Below are 16,179 nucleotides of genomic sequence, written 5' to 3' on the forward strand. Positions count from 1 at the left end.
ACTTATTCCACACCTAAATCATATCGATAAGTGCTTGGAAGGCCCCTGATATGGTATCTCCAAGTGCTTTGCCGATCGTAGAGAAAAAGTTGAATGCTTTCATTTCTTCAAGCTTTTCTTTTTTCGCCTCCAAATCATGACTTGTTACTTTTTGTCCAAGGATATCCGCTTCCATCTCCCCTTTGTCCGATTGGTTAATGATGAATGCACTATTCAAAGAGGGATCCTCATACCCCTTCATTTTTTTCATCCCATCGTTCGCTTGCTGCATCCCAATAAGGACACCTAAAAATAATACGAGTACAATCCCTGTACATTTCAACCAAAATCGAACCATGATAGAGAACTCCTTTCAATTACTTCGCTTCCGATTCCCCAGTCGTTTTATCCACTGCCTTGGCATCCCAATAAAATTCGCTGAAAGCATCGCTAAAGGCATCAACGGTTAAGTACATTTCCTCGAATGTATTATCAACACCGCCAATTTCAATGAGCATGGCATTGCCTGACAAATCCTGATTATATATACCATTATGTCTAGTTCCGCCCTGTTTCATAAGCCCGCGTGAAATCCCTGGGTATTTTTTCTCCAAAGCTATATGAAGCTTATTGGCAAGTGCGGCATTTTTTTCATAGTTCGGATTATTGCCCCCGATCACGAAGGCGATTTTGGCATACTCTTTACCTTTGATCGTAATTGTCGTATCTTTTTTCCGCTTTGCATCGCGATGGATATCAATCAGATATTCCAAATCTTTGTTAGTGGCCAATGCCGTCTGGACTGACTTTCGGGATTCTTGATAGGATTTGGTATAATTCAATCCTTTATTATTGAGATTTCCCATGATATCCGTTTTATCGAGCGAGGAACCAATCCCCTTATCAGCCAGATCTTCAACCATCCTTTTCCCGAGTTTCGTAATATTGATTTTAGAATGGTAGGCCAGATCCGGATTGGTCACGCCTTTTAAATAAGGAAGGTACGATTCCCGGTTATGGCTATGATAAATCTCGACCACTTTCCGGCCATTGGTCGTTTGATTCGGCTGATTGGCCACTCCTTTTTCCGGTTCTTCAATCTCATCCAGGTTTTGCAGGGATGCATCCCTTTCTTCATTCAGGACGTCTACTGGCGGTGAGGATTCAAACGGCATATTCGTATAATTCGTCCCCTCCCCAGCCACGAGGATTTCATTATCAAAAATCGAGAAGCCAGGAAGTTCGCGGCCAAGTAAACTTCGCGGGTCCTCAAATGAAATGTTAGTCGAGACTTTTATCAATTGATTCGTGATCACCGATTCCTGCTTACCTTCTGGCAGGGCATTAAAAAAATAATGATTTTCATTTGCCAGCATCGCGAACAGCATTTTTCCTGAAAATTGGTTCGCAACGGTATGTACGGAATTCGAGGATATCCGATATTCCGGTCTTAGGGAAGTCATGACCCCGCTGACTGAAAAAACAAAAAGAAGCAAGGCGAGAATACCTAGAAAAGTTTTTATTATTGTTGATCCGTGAATGGCTGTTATGATTCCTGGCGAATTTCTTCTTTTCATTCTTCCACCCTCTCTATAGCTTGTCTATTAATACCTATGACTTTGCTAGAAAGGGTAGAACACCATTTTTGGGCACTTAAAATGATTTAACGGGTATAGTAACCGGTATTTTCTTGATTTATTGAATGATGCAGCGCTGCATTTAACCCATTGGCTATCAAATTGGCCATATCCTCAATGAAAACATCCACTTCCTTCGGTGTAACCATTAAATTTTGGCCAAGCGGTGACAGCACCTCATATATCAATTTCCGTTTCTCTTCATCAGGGAGGACACCTATCATCCCCAAGAAGGTTTGGCGTTCCTTTTCGCCTGGCATATCCTCTTCGGTCAGCTTTGTACGTTTTCCAAAACTGAATCCAGCGGGTGCCAATGAACGTGATGGTCTGTCCCCTTCATTCAATTCCTTGCCAAAATGCTTCAATATATAATCAATCGTATCACTGGCAATGGATACGGCATCTACTACGGTTGGTATTCCAATAGCTATAACAGGAACTCCCAGTGTTTCCTGACTCAATTCTTTTCGTTTATTTCCGACACCAGAACCTGGATGGATGCCTGTATCCGTAATTTGAATCGTTGAATTCACACGGTCGATCGAACGGGCAGCCAAGGCATCAACGACGATCAGGAAATCAGGGTTACTTTTTTCGATGACCCCTTTTATGATGTCACTCGTCTCGATTCCCGTAATCCCCATCACACCAGGGGAAATCGCACTGACCGGGCGATAGCCTTCCTTGACGGACTCCGGCTGCAATTCGAACAAATGCCTCGTGACTACAAGATTCTCAACGACAGCAGGCCCTAGAGCATCGGGAGTAACATTCCAATTACCAAGTCCGACAACTAAACAACTGCTTTCTTTGGTGATTTTATTCCGTTGCAAGAAGTAAGCCAGTTCGTTGGCAAACACCTTTTCCACCCGCTGCTGGGTATCCGTATCCTGCTGGCGGATCCCCTGGACTTCGATGGTCAAGTAGCTGCCCTTTTTTTTACCGATTTCTTTTTCCCCCTCAGCCGTGACCTCGACTAAGGATACCTTCAGATCATCCACTTCTTTTTCCTTAATAATGACCCCTTCGATTCGGGATACATCCACTTCCTCAACAACACCTTTATGTTCAAGGGCAATTTCCTTTGCTTCAATCGCCAAATCTGTTCGAATTCCGTATTCTCTAAGGTCCAAATTATTTTCCATAACGGCCTCCTGATGTTTGAATTGATATCTAATCTAGTAATTTCCATAGTCTCTCTTAAACATTCTGTCGTTTTTGCTTTTTTATTATTCATTTTTTTGGTACAATGAACCATGACGAGATGAATTTATTCCTGAAATTATAATTCCTTTTCGATTCTCAATCTGAAGTATTGCATATTTATGAGCAGTCTGATAGAATATCACTTGTGCTATTTGATATGGATTTGAAAAGTCGAGTTCATATAATCTCGATTTCTTTGTAGGAGGTGAACGGAATGCCAAACATTAAATCTGCTATTAAACGTGTAAAAATTAACGACAAAAAACGCGTTCATAACATTACTGTTAGATCAACTATGCGTACTACAGTGAAAAATGCTGAAGTTGCATTAGCTGGTGAAAACGTTGAAGCTGCTAAAGAAGCTCTATTAACAGCTGCTGTGAAATTAGACAAAGCTGCATCTAAAGGATTAATCCATAAAAATGCGGCAGCCCGTAAAAAATCTCGTTTAGCGAAAAGACTTAACGCTCTTAACGCATAATGACAAAAAATTAAACGATCCAATTGGATCGTTTTTTTTGTGCGTGTTTTTTTGTTCAAAAAAGGTGACAGGGTTTCTGCCACCTTTTTTATCATCTAATTTTCAAGAGCAGCAATTCAAGTGTTATCGCCTTATCTGCCTGTCCAGTCTTCATTTTATAATCCGCCTCCGCTAAGTCGTTCATGATGCTCAACAGCTCGCGTTCCTGGAATTTTCCCGTCTTTTCAAGTGCCAGCTTTACCCTGTAAGGGTGCACCTTCAGTTGTCCTGCAATTTTTTGCTGGCTATAGCCTTGACGTGAAAGCTCTTTCACCTGATACATTAACCTGACCTGTCCCGCCATAACACTCAATATCTTGATCGGCTCTTCATTCTGCCTGAGAAGATCGTGTAAAATCGTCATGGCACTCTCCATCTTCCGCTGCAAAACATGGTCAACAAGCGTGAAGATATTCTGCTCAAGGGATTTAGCGACCAGCTTTTCCACTACCTCGACCGTAATGTGTTTATTAGCTTCAGCATAAAGCACCATTTTATCCAATTCATTTGTTAGCATCATCAGATTCGTTCCTGCAAGTTCAAGTAAAAGCTCTGTAGCTTGTTCATCTATTTGGACGGAAGAGGCTGCGACCCGCTCCTTCACCCACCCCTTTAATTCATGGTCACCAAGCTTCTTTGCCTCAACGAGGACCGCCTTACGCTTCAGTTCCTTGGTGATTTTTTTCCGTTCATCCAGTTTCTCATAAGGTGCGGTCAACACGACAATAGAATAAGGAACGGGATCAGCCAAATAGGCTTCAAGCCTTTTCACATTATGTTCAACTCTTGACTTCGTTTTTTCAGCTGTCAGAAAAAATGGGTTTTGCATGAAAACAAGACGCCTTTCCCCGATAAACGGGAGGGTTTCAACATCTTCAAGCGCTGTTTCAACAGGCGTCTCTTCCAAATCAAATTGAGAAAAGTTAAAATCCATCTCATCTTCGTGAAGGACATTCTCGATCAATAGCTGCTTCGTTTCATTAATTAGATAGGCCTCCGTTCCATATAACATGTATACTGGCGCGAATTGCCCTTTTTTTATACTTTTCCATACGTCTAATACCAATAGAATCCGCCTCTTTTTTATGTATTCTTCTCTAATGGTATAGGTGGATGGACCATTTGACAAGCTATAAAGGGAACTAGCCCTCTAAAGGGCTAATTCCGGATCTATATGAACACTTTCAAGAAAGGCCCGGGTAATCTCCCTTGAAAGCGGGTAAAGTATTCATGTAGAATTCAAAAATTGAGCTTTGCTTTTTGGCTTGCTTTGTTTGTACTTTTATTTTGACCTCAAAATCCCAAACTATTTGTGACAACTCTTGTCAGTAAAGGAAATGAAGAAGTGTAGCCTGTAGATTTTTTTTTGGTAATGTTTTATACTATTAGCAGAAATAGGAGGGGTAAACAATGAACGAATTCGAAAAGAATGTCCAATCAAAAACAGATGACGTCGCTGATTCCGCTATGGGATTCATCGGTTCTTTTGTATTTTTCGCCGCCATGTTCACCATAGCTGTCGTCATTAAAGCTGTCGGATCCTGATTTCATTTACTACATGCACTTATTTTTCCTGAAGGAGGCTGCCGTTGCAGTCTCTTTCTTATTGATTTTCTACATACTATGGAAGAGTCTTCCGAAAGGTTCCTTTACTTTTATAATACTTGTAAATAATAGCTCCATCCTCATCCGTCCTGAACACCTTAATGCCATTTCCCTCCAGATTTCCAATTACGTCTCCATGAGGGTGACCGTAGCGATTATCCTTTCCAACTGAAATAAGCGCAGCTTTCGACTGTAGCTGTTCAAGGAAGGGCGTGGAAGAAGATGTTTTACTGCCATGGTGACCAACCTTCAAGATATCCGCCTGCAGCTGCGGAAATGTGCTTAACAGTTCCCTTTCCCCCTCTTCTCCCATATCTCCAGTCAATAGCCATGACAATCCCCCAAGCTTTGCTAATAGAACTATCGAGGAATCATTCTTATCCTCTTTTTTTTCATATGGACTTAGCACGGAAAACGCAGCTTCGCCCACTGCCCAATGATCCCCCCTCTTCGTAACCGTCATTTTAATCTTTTTAACTCTTGCAATGGACACAAAATCCAAATCCCGATAATGCTCTTCACTCCAGCCTCCAATAACAATCTCCCTCACCTTGAAATTTTCAATTAATTCCTTTGCACTTCCCATATGATCTGAATCTGCATGAGTTAAAATCAGTTTGTCCAAGTGCTGGATTCCCTTACTTTTCAATAATGGAATAATGATATCATCCGCCGTATTGAATTTCTTTCTCCTTTTTGCCCATGTTTCGATTGGAAATGTAATTTGCCCTCCCGTATCAATCAGATAATTACCGCGATTGAACGGCAGGATAATTAAAATGGAGTCACCTTGTCCAACATCGATTATCTGTACTTCACCAAAAGGTGAGAACCTTTGTAAATTATATTGAAAAAGCAAAAGGACAATCATGATTCCGCACCAGATTTTACATTTTTCAAAAGATTCATCCCAAGTCAGGTATAACCCTAAAAGGGAAATAACAAGTAATGTCATCATGATGAAAGGCGGTTTTCCAAACGTAATGGATGCAAGGGGCAAATCCGATACCGCATCCGCGGCTTTATTAGAGAGCATGAAAGTGAAGTTCAAAATTGATATGAGGGGTTGCCCTAGGGAAGGTAGCAATAAATGAATGAAAAGGGTAATCAGTGAAAATGGCAGCAAGATGATGGAATAAAGAGGAATATACAATACGTTCAAGAACACGCCAAGAAAAGATACTTCAAAAAAGTGAAAAAGTAAAATGGGAAGGGCAACCAATTGGGATATGGAACTGATGATAAATAGCTGCATCGTTTTTTGCGGGTATTGTAAGAAAATGCTTGAAGACATGATAATGGAGAAAGTGACTGCGAATGAAAGCTGAAAGCCTATATCATAGAGCATATTAGGCTTAAAAAACAACAGTGCCATGTAAACCGATGCAATTGTGGCACCCGCCGAGATTCGCTTTTTGAACAGCAGGAGTAAAAAGAAAAGCATAGCCATTAAACACGATCTAACCACTGATGGGCTAGCACCTGAAAGTATCATGTAAATTGGAAGGAAAATCAGAATGGCCACCATCATATTTTCCCTTGTAATTCCAACCCTGATGCCAAGATAAAATAACATTCCCGTTAAAAAACTTACATGAAGACCGGAAATCGCCAGTAAATGAACCAGACCCAACCGCTGATAATTAGTAAGGTCGACTTCATCTATATCTGTCTGGTCGCCGAATATGAGAGCTTTGACAAAACCGCTCGATTCTTCCGGAAAGTGTTCACTAATATACCCAACTCCCTTCATTCGCAAATTACGAATCGAAACGACAATCGAGTTTCCAACCTCTTGGCATTCTCGAAATGAAATGGAATCAGCTTTAAATATCCAATGGGTGCCTTGTCGCAAAAGATAACGCTGGTAATCGAAACTGTTTTCATTCCTGTTTTTGTCGGGAACTTGCAAATTCCCTTCGGCCGGACATGATAAACCGATTCGCAGAAGCTGGCTAAGCTTTGCTTTTTCTTGTTCGGTGGTGATGTTATAACGAAGCATTAGCCGCTCGCCTTTCTCACTGCCAACGAATCCTTTTAATGAATTTCCATCAATATTCGGTGGATCGGTAAATGTGATGATGAATCGACTTTCCGTTCCATGATATACAGAGTTGTTCCGGTGATCGGAGAAAGAGGCAGCCCCTAAGAAAATCCCCATGATCACTAAATGAAAGCTAAGGGCCTTTACGCTCAACCCGACTGATAAATAAAGGAAACAGAGAAAAATAAGGATAATGATCAGCTGCCCTACATGTAAAAATGAATGGGCCGAAACCCCAAATGTGGCCGAAACGGCTAATAAGATAAGGTGTCTAGCCATGCCTGCCCCCCGTCCTATTTAATTGTCAAATATCTGTTTGGCCTGCTTTTCCAGCTCCAATACAGCTTCTTTTCCAAGACCTGTTCGTTCAAGTTGAGCTAGCAACGAGAACACAAAGTCCTTTTTCTCTTTTCCATTAACATCTATGGCCCCTTTCGCTTCGACCTTTTCTGTCTTGACACCAGCCTGTTTAAATAACTCCAGGGCATATGGATGGTTTTTGTAATCCTCCGCATAATAAACAGCTTTGATTCCAGCTTGGATGAGTGATTTACAGCACTGAAGACATGGAAAATGTGTCACATATATTTCTGCCCCATCAGCTGGCACTCCAAATTTCGCACATTGTAAAAGTGCATTCATTTCAGCATGTATCGTTCTGACACAATGATTATCAATTACATAACAGCCATCATCAATACAGTGCGTCCCTCCTGCAATGGACCCATTATATCCTCCCGCAATGATCCGGTTATCCCGGACGATCGTCGCTCCTACAGCGAGTCGTGTACATGTGCTTCTTAAAGCTAATAAATGGCTTTGCGCCATGAAATATTGATCCCAACTAATCCTGTTCATGTTGTATCCCCTTACTCCCTAGAATGATTTTCTTCAATTTTACCCTCTTCCTGTCCATTTGTGTAGCAAATTCAATCATTCATTGCACCGAAATGGAATCCTGTAACTTTTCAAACGTTTTATCGCCGATTCCCGATACCTTCTTCAATTCATCTACCTGCTTGAATTTCCCCACTTTTTCCCTGTATTCCAGGATCGCAATCGCTTTGGATGGTCCAATTCCCGTCAGTGTTTCCAAATCTTCCTGCGTAGCTGTATTCAAGTTCACCTGTCTCCCTGACGGCCCCTTAGCGGCGGCATTATCAGGCGAACCGACTTGTATATCCTCCAAGATTCCCTTGTCTTCTTCACCTATTTCCGGTACATAGATGACCATTTGGTCTTCAACGATTTGGGCAAAGTTCACTTTATCCTTATCGGCCTTGTCCGTAAAACTGCCCGCATCTGTGATCAAATCGATTACCCGGTCACCTGCCTGGGCCGTAAATAAGCCTGGGGCCTGCACCGCTCCTTTAACATCCACTTTAATGATTACTGGTTCGGCAGGCGTTTCATTTTCACTTTGTTCGATTTTATCTTCATTTGCCGTAACAGCAAATATATCTTCCGTATCAACCGGACCTTTCCCTTGTTGCAAAAAAAAGTAAATTCCTGCTGCCCCAGATACCAACGCAACGGTAATCATCGCCATTTTCTTTTTTAAAATTTTTTCCATTCATTTTCCTCCTTGCTAGTTTTCGCACAATACATTGTCATAGGACAGATTAAAAATACATAGGGTTTCTAGGAGAATCAATCGCTTAAGTGAGAGGAGTTGATCGGCATTGAAGAAAATCGGTGTAATCGGAACCGGCAATATGGGGACCATTTTAATCGAGGCGTGGCTGGAGGCAAAAATATTGAATCCGGCTGATCTAATCATTACTAATCGAACAATTTCCAAAGCATTGACGCTGAAAGAAAAACACCCTGGTATCGGGGTTGCGGAGAGCGCTTTCGAAATCGTCCAGCAAGCGGACTTTATTTTTATCTGTGTAAAACCATTACAAATAGATAGCCTGTTGCAGGGAATCAAACATCATATAAAAAGGGATCAGCTGGTTATTTCCATCACAAGCCCTGTTTCAGTCTCCCAGCTTGAATCGGCAGTGAATGCCCCCTGTGCCCGTTTTATACCGAGCATAACGAACCGTGTGGGTTCAGGAGTATCGTTACTGAGTTTCAGCGAGAGCTGCAGTAAGGAGAAAATGTCAGCTTTATTTGATTTGGCCTCCGCCATATCGGCACCGGTCATTATTGAAAATGATATTACACGGGTAGCTTCCGATATCGTCAGCTGCGGTCCTGCCTTCTTCAGCTATTTAGCACAAGCTTTTATTGACGCGGCTTGCCAAACGACGAAGATAGATAAAGAAACCGCTACGACTTTGACTGAAAACATGCTGGTTGGCTTAGGGGAACTGCTTGGTAAAGGAGTTTATACATTGCCGACCTTGCAGGAAAAGGTTTGTGTAAAGGGTGGAATCACGGGTGAGGGGATCAAGGTTTTAGAAGCTGAAACCGGGGAAATGTTCCATCATCTTTTTCAAGCGACACATGAAAAGTTTGCAGAGGATCTTCACGAAGTTGAGAAGCAGTTCGGCCATCCTTATTAATATTCGTAACATATATCTCATTTCCTTCTAAAAATAAAAAAAAGAAGAGGTCAGACCTTCACTCGTACAGGGATGTACGAACGGGGATCTTGACCTCTTCTTTCATTTACTGGCTACAAACAAGATTCTTTCGGTTTCCGTTACAAGCGGTGCTTCTTCAAGATCCGCCAGTATTTCAGAAACCGTAAAACCTGCTTCCTTCAACCACTTTTTGTATTGTTCAACCGGATAGGTCCGTTGATAATGCAACTCATCAAAACGGTCGTACAGACCACTTTCATCGTCCCTCACGAAAAAACTTAAATCATGTTCCACACTGTAAGGTTCTTCCCCCGGGAAACAGTCCCATATATAGGATACTTCCTCATCATTGACAGCAAACGTATTATCATGAAAGATTTTTTCCATTTTATAAATCGAATGGATATCGAACAAGAATAATCCGCCATCCTTTAAATGCTCATGAACCCTGCTGAACGTTTTTACTATATCCGCCTCGTCGCGAAGGTAGTTCAGCGAATCACAAAAAATCGTGACACAGTCAAATTGACCAAGTCCCTCGAGTTCTGCCATATTCTGTTGGAAAAGTGGAATCGATAATCCAAGCCTCACCGCTTTTTCATTGGCAACAAGAAGCATTTCATCAGATAAATCCACGCCGGTGACTTCAAATCCGTGTTGTGCCAATTCAACGGTCATTTCCCCGGTTCCACAAGCTAAATCCAGGACTTTCCTCCCACCAATTCCGTACTGTTCCAGCTTCGCCGTAAGGATTAACAGCCATTTTTCATAGGGTGCGTCCTTCATCAATTCATCGTATACATAGGCAAAGCGTTCATAAGTCATGGAGTCAGTTCACTCTCTAGATCTTCAAAAGGTGCATCTCCCCATAAACGTTCAAGGTTATAATAGTTTCTTTCATCCTTATGGAAGATGTGGGCTACTACATCACCAAGATCCACAAGCACCCATTTCGCTTCGTCAAAACCTTCAAGACGTTTTACATTGATTCCTGATTCATCAGCTTTGCTCTTCATTTCACGAGCTATTGCTTGTACTTGTTTTTCAGAATTACCGTGGCAGATCAAAAAGTAATCCGCTACAAGGGAAATACCTTGCATATTCAATGCTACGATATCCTCCGCTCTTTTATCATCTGCCGCTTTTGCTGCAATTACAAGAAGTTCACGTTCAGTCATTACATCTTCTCCTTCAAATTCATGATCAAATCATTATATGTCTTAAATGTGTCAGGGTAAATTGCCTGATTTCTTTTCATTAAAAAAACAACTGTATTCCTTAAAGCCTGAATGACAGCATGATCCAAATTTCGCTTTGCTGTCAGCCTGACTTCGTCGACTCCAGGAAAAGAACGTCCCGGCTCAATATAGTCAGCAAGGTATATGACCTTATCCAAAAGGCTCATGCCAACCCTGCCAGACGTGTGATAGGCAATCGCATCCAATATTTCTACGTCAGTGATACCCGCTTCCTTTTTCACGAGAAAAGCCCCGACTGGAGCATGCCACAGCTCCATATCATAATCAAGTAACTCCGGCGCCATTTTTTCAGCGATTATTATTTGCTTCATTTCCTCTTTTGGACGAAATTTTGCATAATCATGGAAAATGGCTGCCAATTCTGCTTTTTTGACGTCGGCACCATACAGTTCAGCAAGTTCAATCGCTGATCCGACTACGCCCAAGGTATGAATGTACCGGCGCTCGGTAATTTGTTCTTTGACCAGCACCAATGCTTTCTCACGATTCATATAAACCATTCCCTTTAATATACTTCACCACTGGATCTGCTATTAAATATTTCACGGTTTTCCCCGTTCTTAGCTTCCTCCGTATCATGGAAGAGGAAATGAACATCTGAGGGACTTTCACCATCGTGATTGGGTATAGGGTCTTTTCATTATAACCTGGGCGCTTCACCCCAACGAAATTGACCATGTCCACCAGCTCGTCAATACGGTGCCAATTCGGTAAATACTCAATCATATCTGCGCCAATTATGAAATAGAACTCATTGGTTGGCTCAAGTTCTTTCAGCAATTTTATCGTATCATACGTATAAGATGTGCCTTTTCTTTCTATTTCAATACCTTCAATATAAAAAGATGGGTTTCCGGCTATCGCGTTTTCCAACATAGCCAGCCTGTCCATATCGGTTACTTCCTCCGATTTTTCTTTATGGGGAGGAACATGATTTGGCATGAATCTAATTTCATCTAGCTCAAGGGCATCCAACACTTCATTCGCTATTATTAAATGCCCAATATGTGGAGGATTGAATGTACCGCCAAGAATTCCAATTTTTTTCATAGATAGGTTCCTTAAGGTAATTTAAGTTGTTTGTTTTCTCTTGATTCTTTATACAGCACAATTGTGTTGCCGATAATCTGAACCAATTCCGCTCTTGCACCTTTTGATAAAGAACGTCCCACATCATTGCGGTCCTCTTCACAGTTTTGCAGGATGCTGACCTTTATTAATTCACGTACTTCAAGCGCCTCACCAATTTGCTTGATGAGATTATCATTGACCCCGCCTTTACCAACTTGAAAAATTGGATTGAGGTGATGGGCCTTTGATCGTAAAAATCTTTTCTGTTTTCCTGTTAACATGTGTTACCTCCTAGTTTGTTCAAGACAATCTCTGTCATTCTTGCTGTATCCGGCATAACGCCTGTCCATATCTCAAATGCAAGCGCAGCCTGGTTGATGAACATCCCCAGACCATTTTGCGTTTCCGCCCCTTTTTCCCGCGCTTCAAGCAGCAGCTTGGTTTGCAGAGGGTTATAGATGATATCACTGACGATTGCACCGGTTTTAAGCTGGTCGACCTTCAACGGTGAATGGTCCAATTCCGGACTCATTCCAGAAGAAGTCGTTTGGATGATTAAATCATATTGTGATAAGCTTTCTTCCGCTTCGATAATCGAGAGTGCCTTCGATACTTTATCATATGGGCAATCAGAAACAAGCTGGGCCGCTCTTTCCTTTGTCCGGTTTGCAATATCAACTTGTTTTACCCCTTCTTTAACAAGAGTAAAATAAATCGCACGCGCAGCACCGCCCGCTCCGATCACTAACGTTTTTTTAGCCTTAATGTCACCTGATATTTCATCGCATAAAGATTTGAAAAATCCTTTTCCGTCTGTATTATACCCTATAAACCGACCATTTTTGTTAACAACCGTATTTACAGCCCCGATTGCCAGGGTCAGTTCATCCACTTCATCAAGGAAAGGGATGATTGAAGTCTTATGAGGAATCGTGATGTTAAACCCTTCTATACCAAGGGCTTTCATGCCTTTCACGGCATCGTTCAAACCTTCTTTCGTCACATGAAAATGATGATAAACCGCTTCTATATTTTCTTTTTCAAATGCATCATTATGAATGTCCGGGGACATCGAATGTGCAATTGGATCTCCCATTACTCCATATATCTTTTTCATAGACTAGACGACCCCTATATTTAGATTAATGATTTACGAACGATCACATTGACACCCTTAGGGACATGTGCAACGATTTTCGCTCCTGGCTCATTGACCGTAACCCAGCCAAGTCCAGAAAACACAATATCCATTTTACCATCTTTCAAGGAGAATTCATGTGGAATCAGCTTCGGAAACTCCTCGATTTGTTCAGGGCGTGGGGGCGTCAATAATTCCCCGGCATGGTTTTTATACAATTCATCGGCATTTTCCAATTTCGTACGGTGGATATTCAATTCATTCGAAAGGTAGCAAGTGAGTGAACGCCTTCCGCCTGAGACATAGTCCAACCGGGCCAATCCACCGAAAAATAGCGTCTGCCCTTCATTCAGTTGGTACACTCTCGGCTTGATTTCCTTCTTCGGCATAATCACCTTGAAGTCCCGTTTGTCCACATAATGAGCCATTTGATGATGATTAATGATACCTGGTGTATCGATCAAAGCCTGTCCATCATCCAAAGGAATTTCGATCATATCCAGGGTTGTGCCTGGGAAGTGGGATGTCGTGATGATATCACCTTCACCACTCACTTCTTTTATAAGACGGTTGATGAAAGTCGATTTACCTACATTCGTACAGCCCACGACATAGACATCCTTACCTTTGCGATACCGCTCAATCGCATCAGCCGCTTCAAGGATGTGTTTTCCCTTTTCCGCACTGACAAGCAGGACATCAATCGGGTTAAGCCCCAATTCCTTGGACGATTGCTTCATCCAATTGATCAACTTGTTCGGTTTTACTGATTTAGGCAATAAGTCGACCTTATTACCGATCAAAAGAACATCATTTCTTCCGACAAATCGATGCAGGCCCGGAAGCCAGCTTCCATTGAAATCAAAAATATCGACGATTTTGACGATTAAAGAATCGGTTTCGCCTACTTTATTCAAGATTTTCAAGAAGTCATCGTCAGTTAAGGATACATCCTGAACTTCGTTATAATGTTTCAATTTAAAGCAGCGCTGACATACGATGCTCTCTTTTTCCAGGGCTGATTTAGGGGCAAAGCCCAACTCCTTCGGATCTTCCGTCTGGACCTTCACACCACAGCCGATGCACACTAATTCTTGATGATTGTTCAATTGTGATCCTCCCATTCTATCATTCCTTTTCGTTTAAAAAATGCCATGATCTTTCTTTCAAAATAACGATTGATCTTCGTTCTGAATTCGTCGGTCTGCGCAACAGGGACCACTAAGATCGTATGGAACCCGCCTCTGTTCCCTCCCAATACATCCGTCAATAATTGATCGCCGATTACCACCGTTTCTTCTAACTTCAATCCCATCGTCTTACGGGCTTTATGGAAAGCTCTTGCCATCGGTTTTCTGGCCTGGAAGATAAACGGAATGTGAAGCGGATCGGAAAAAGACCGAACCCGTTTTTCATTATTATTGGACACAATCGTCACTAAAATCCCATGATCCCGCATATTGTCGAACCATTTGATTAAATCGGGGGTGGCTGTTGGCCTGTCCCATTCAACGAGAGTATTATCCAAATCGGTAATGACTCCCTTTATCCCTCTTTTTTTCAATTCTTGAGGATCTATATTAAAAATGCTTTTAACATGTTCACTCGGCAAAAATAATTTAAGCATATTGGCACCTCTATATTTTCGTTAAAATTTACCGTCTCCATCATATCGAATTTTCGGCTCACTTTCAAAAAAAATTAGGAAAGAAGGTCTGACGGTAAAAAAACATCATAATGTATGTTTTCTAATATGGAAAGGCATTTTTTATTAAAGAATGGGAAATTAGCAGGTAAACCAGACCCAAAGAACTAATTATTCCTAAAAGATTTCGACAAAAATTTCATATATCCAACCTGTGGATAACTTTACTAACATTATCCATACTGATGTGCATCATTTCGTTCACCTTGTAAACAACTTAACCACAGGTTATCCACTTTTAACTGTGGATAACAGAACGATTGTTCTCCAAGTTTATTTCTGATACAGTAGGGGTACATCAAGGAAGACTTATCAATATATGCAAGTAAACACCAAATTATTCCTCGCAATCCCTACTGGAGGTGAGCAGCCGTATATGGCGTTCTGATGCAAAAACTATCTGATGACCTGTTGCTGGAATCCTATTTTAAAGCGCAGAATTTAAAGTTAAGTACCGATTTCATCCGCCTCATAGAAACGGAAATTCATCGAAGATCCTTAACACATAAAATCCGATCAATATTCTAATATGAAATACATAGGCTGACATCAAATGTCAGCCTTCTTATTTTTCATTTGAAGTTAGACGGGTCTCATGAATCCGATTGTTTCACCGACACGGACATCAGCGGGGATGGTTATGTTTCCTTCAAGTTCAAAACTGCCTTTTTCAAAAAGAAGGACCACTGTCGACCCAAAGCTGAAATAAGAAAATTCCTGTCCTTTTTCCAATTCATCCGATTCATCAGTAATGACGATCGAATTTATGAACATGGCTCCAACTTTCACCATTGCCAGACTTCCCGCTTCATTTTTAAGTTCAGTTATTGTACGATAATTTTTTGCCAAAGGCTCTTTTCCATATTTCATTCCCCATTTATTAACGGGGTACGATTTCCTTCCAAGAGTCCAGCGTTTGACCACGGAGCCCTTGATTGGTGCATGGATCCTGTGGTAATGACTCGGGCTTAAGTATAACACGAGATATTTGCCGCCTATGTACTTTTCCAAAAAAAGCTCATCCCCGAGCATCTCCTCCATTGAATACACCTTTCCCTTAACGACGATCTTTTTATCAGCGCGTATCTCCCCTGAATCCTCGAGTACACCGTCGACGGGAGAAGCCACTGCAGAAGGAGCTGCCGTAATAGGCCTGGCGTCCGCCTTTAACCGCCTTGTAAATAGCTCATGAAGATTCGTATACCCTTTTAAATCCTTACCAAATTCTTGTTGATTAAGGTTGAAAGTTTTTACATATAGTAAAATCAAGGGCCTGCTCCAACGAGATTGGCTAAAATGCTTTAATAAACCTGATGAATACCGACCATTCGTCAGTTCAATAAGAATGCGATACAAAGACTGATACAAATAAAACCACTCCAAATTGTAAAATTATTCAAAAATTACTTGCATAAATTGTGTTAAATAAAATATTATTATATAATAAATACTTATGTTTATTATATTTTGTTTTATTTTGT

At 41.3% G+C, this 16,179-nt stretch carries 20 protein-coding genes; 4 read left to right on the forward strand and 16 right to left on the reverse strand.

Features of this window, described 5'->3' with window-relative positions; translation table 11 throughout:
- Positions 1 to 13 precede the first annotated feature (13 nt).
- The 3 genes from ACFX4L_RS19435 to gpr all read right to left on the reverse strand — a co-directional run bounded on the left by ACFX4L_RS19435 (position 14) and on the right by gpr (position 2,761).
- Positions 14 to 337, reverse strand: coding sequence for a YqxA family protein (locus ACFX4L_RS19435; RefSeq protein ID WP_377405933.1), 324 nt, complete (start codon positions 335 to 337; stop codon positions 14 to 16).
- Positions 338 to 356: 19 nt separating this feature from the next.
- Positions 357 to 1,556 carry a stage II sporulation protein P gene (gene spoIIP / locus ACFX4L_RS19440; protein ID WP_377405935.1) on the reverse strand — a complete coding sequence of 400 codons (1,200 nt, stop codon included), beginning with the start codon at positions 1,554 to 1,556 and terminating at the stop codon, positions 357 to 359.
- 86 nt (positions 1,557 to 1,642) lie between these two features.
- Positions 1,643 to 2,761 (reverse strand): GPR endopeptidase, encoded by a 1,119-nt coding sequence (gene gpr, locus ACFX4L_RS19445; RefSeq protein ID WP_284470195.1) that lies wholly within the window; start codon positions 2,759 to 2,761, stop codon positions 1,643 to 1,645.
- 275 nt (positions 2,762 to 3,036) lie between these two features.
- Here gpr and rpsT point away from each other — a divergent pair, with 275 nt between their 5' ends.
- Complete coding sequence (rpsT, locus tag ACFX4L_RS19450) at positions 3,037 to 3,303, forward strand: 30S ribosomal protein S20 (protein WP_034308554.1); 267 nt, start codon at positions 3,037 to 3,039, stop codon at positions 3,301 to 3,303.
- Positions 3,304 to 3,394: 91 nt separating this feature from the next.
- Here the strand turns inward: rpsT and holA are convergent, their stop codons facing one another.
- A complete protein-coding gene (gene holA / locus ACFX4L_RS19455; RefSeq protein ID WP_377405937.1) occupies positions 3,395 to 4,408 on the reverse strand; it encodes a DNA polymerase III subunit delta in 1,014 nt (337 codons plus the stop codon).
- 344 nt (positions 4,409 to 4,752) lie between these two features.
- Here holA and ACFX4L_RS19460 point away from each other — a divergent pair, with 344 nt between their 5' ends.
- Positions 4,753 to 4,887: a YqzM family protein gene (locus ACFX4L_RS19460; protein WP_081108861.1), complete on the forward strand. Its 135-nt coding sequence runs from the start codon at positions 4,753 to 4,755 to the stop codon at positions 4,885 to 4,887.
- A 76-nt stretch (positions 4,888 to 4,963) separates the two neighbouring features.
- Here the strand turns inward: ACFX4L_RS19460 and ACFX4L_RS19465 are convergent, their stop codons facing one another.
- The 3 genes from ACFX4L_RS19465 to ACFX4L_RS19475 all read right to left on the reverse strand — a co-directional run bounded on the left by ACFX4L_RS19465 (position 4,964) and on the right by ACFX4L_RS19475 (position 8,564).
- On the reverse strand, positions 4,964 to 7,270 hold the full coding sequence (locus ACFX4L_RS19465) for a DNA internalization-related competence protein ComEC/Rec2 (RefSeq protein ID WP_377405939.1): 2,307 nt from the start codon (positions 7,268 to 7,270) through the stop codon (positions 4,964 to 4,966).
- An 18-nt stretch (positions 7,271 to 7,288) separates the two neighbouring features.
- The gene (locus ACFX4L_RS19470; RefSeq protein ID WP_089361557.1) at positions 7,289 to 7,849 is read right to left on the reverse strand and encodes a ComE operon protein 2; all 561 of its coding nucleotides are present in this window, start codon (positions 7,847 to 7,849) and stop codon (positions 7,289 to 7,291) included.
- Between the two features lie 79 nt (positions 7,850 to 7,928).
- Positions 7,929 to 8,564 (reverse strand): helix-hairpin-helix domain-containing protein, encoded by a 636-nt coding sequence (locus tag ACFX4L_RS19475; RefSeq protein ID WP_377405941.1) that lies wholly within the window; start codon positions 8,562 to 8,564, stop codon positions 7,929 to 7,931.
- A gap of 109 nt (positions 8,565 to 8,673) precedes the next feature.
- Between ACFX4L_RS19475 and comER the strand changes: the two genes are divergently transcribed.
- The gene (gene comER, locus ACFX4L_RS19480) at positions 8,674 to 9,504 is read left to right on the forward strand and encodes a late competence protein ComER (RefSeq protein WP_377405943.1); all 831 of its coding nucleotides are present in this window, start codon (positions 8,674 to 8,676) and stop codon (positions 9,502 to 9,504) included.
- A 102-nt stretch (positions 9,505 to 9,606) separates the two neighbouring features.
- On the opposite strand, the gene ACFX4L_RS19485 is transcribed toward comER, so the two are convergent.
- Genes ACFX4L_RS19485 through ACFX4L_RS19520 form a run of 8 tightly spaced genes read right to left on the reverse strand, consistent with a single transcriptional unit; the run spans position 9,607 to position 14,620 of the window.
- Positions 9,607 to 10,350 carry a class I SAM-dependent DNA methyltransferase gene (locus ACFX4L_RS19485; protein ID WP_125160706.1) on the reverse strand — a complete coding sequence of 248 codons (744 nt, stop codon included), beginning with the start codon at positions 10,348 to 10,350 and terminating at the stop codon, positions 9,607 to 9,609.
- Positions 10,347 to 10,703 carry a ribosome silencing factor gene (gene rsfS, locus ACFX4L_RS19490; RefSeq protein WP_057218744.1) on the reverse strand — a complete coding sequence of 119 codons (357 nt, stop codon included), beginning with the start codon at positions 10,701 to 10,703 and terminating at the stop codon, positions 10,347 to 10,349. The genes ACFX4L_RS19485 and rsfS overlap by 4 nt, the downstream gene beginning before the upstream one ends.
- Entirely contained in the window at positions 10,703 to 11,275 is a 573-nt protein-coding gene (gene yqeK, locus ACFX4L_RS19495; protein ID WP_089361560.1) for a bis(5'-nucleosyl)-tetraphosphatase (symmetrical) YqeK, read from the reverse strand. The genes rsfS and yqeK overlap by 1 nt, the downstream gene beginning before the upstream one ends.
- Positions 11,265 to 11,834 (reverse strand): nicotinate-nucleotide adenylyltransferase, encoded by a 570-nt coding sequence (locus tag ACFX4L_RS19500; protein ID WP_125160708.1) that lies wholly within the window; start codon positions 11,832 to 11,834, stop codon positions 11,265 to 11,267. Before ACFX4L_RS19500 ends, yqeK begins: the two co-directional genes overlap by 11 nt.
- Before the next feature lie 11 nt (positions 11,835 to 11,845).
- Positions 11,846 to 12,136, reverse strand: coding sequence for a ribosome assembly RNA-binding protein YhbY (gene yhbY, locus ACFX4L_RS19505; RefSeq protein WP_061464130.1), 291 nt, complete (start codon positions 12,134 to 12,136; stop codon positions 11,846 to 11,848).
- A complete protein-coding gene (gene aroE, locus ACFX4L_RS19510) occupies positions 12,130 to 12,972 on the reverse strand; it encodes a shikimate dehydrogenase (RefSeq protein WP_377405945.1) in 843 nt (280 codons plus the stop codon). The genes yhbY and aroE overlap by 7 nt, the downstream gene beginning before the upstream one ends.
- A 20-nt stretch (positions 12,973 to 12,992) precedes the next feature.
- Positions 12,993 to 14,102 (reverse strand): ribosome biogenesis GTPase YqeH, encoded by a 1,110-nt coding sequence (yqeH, locus tag ACFX4L_RS19515; RefSeq protein ID WP_375166213.1) that lies wholly within the window; start codon positions 14,100 to 14,102, stop codon positions 12,993 to 12,995.
- Positions 14,099 to 14,620 (reverse strand): YqeG family HAD IIIA-type phosphatase, encoded by a 522-nt coding sequence (locus tag ACFX4L_RS19520; protein ID WP_061464133.1) that lies wholly within the window; start codon positions 14,618 to 14,620, stop codon positions 14,099 to 14,101. The genes yqeH and ACFX4L_RS19520 overlap by 4 nt, the downstream gene beginning before the upstream one ends.
- A gap of 465 nt (positions 14,621 to 15,085) precedes the next feature.
- Here ACFX4L_RS19520 and ACFX4L_RS19525 point away from each other — a divergent pair, with 465 nt between their 5' ends.
- Positions 15,086 to 15,226, forward strand: a complete 141-nt coding sequence (locus tag ACFX4L_RS19525) for a sporulation histidine kinase inhibitor Sda (protein WP_034311351.1) — start codon at positions 15,086 to 15,088, stop codon at positions 15,224 to 15,226.
- 54 nt (positions 15,227 to 15,280) lie between these two features.
- On the opposite strand, the gene ACFX4L_RS19530 is transcribed toward ACFX4L_RS19525, so the two are convergent.
- Positions 15,281 to 16,066, reverse strand: a complete 786-nt coding sequence (locus tag ACFX4L_RS19530) for a phosphatidylserine decarboxylase (protein ID WP_377405947.1) — start codon at positions 16,064 to 16,066, stop codon at positions 15,281 to 15,283.
- Positions 16,067 to 16,179: the final 113 nt, after the last annotated feature.

It is taken from the genome of Peribacillus sp. YIM B13482 (assembly GCF_042787975.1).
In the GTDB taxonomy this organism is placed as follows: Bacteria; Bacillota; Bacilli; order Bacillales; family DSM-1321; genus Peribacillus; species Peribacillus simplex_A.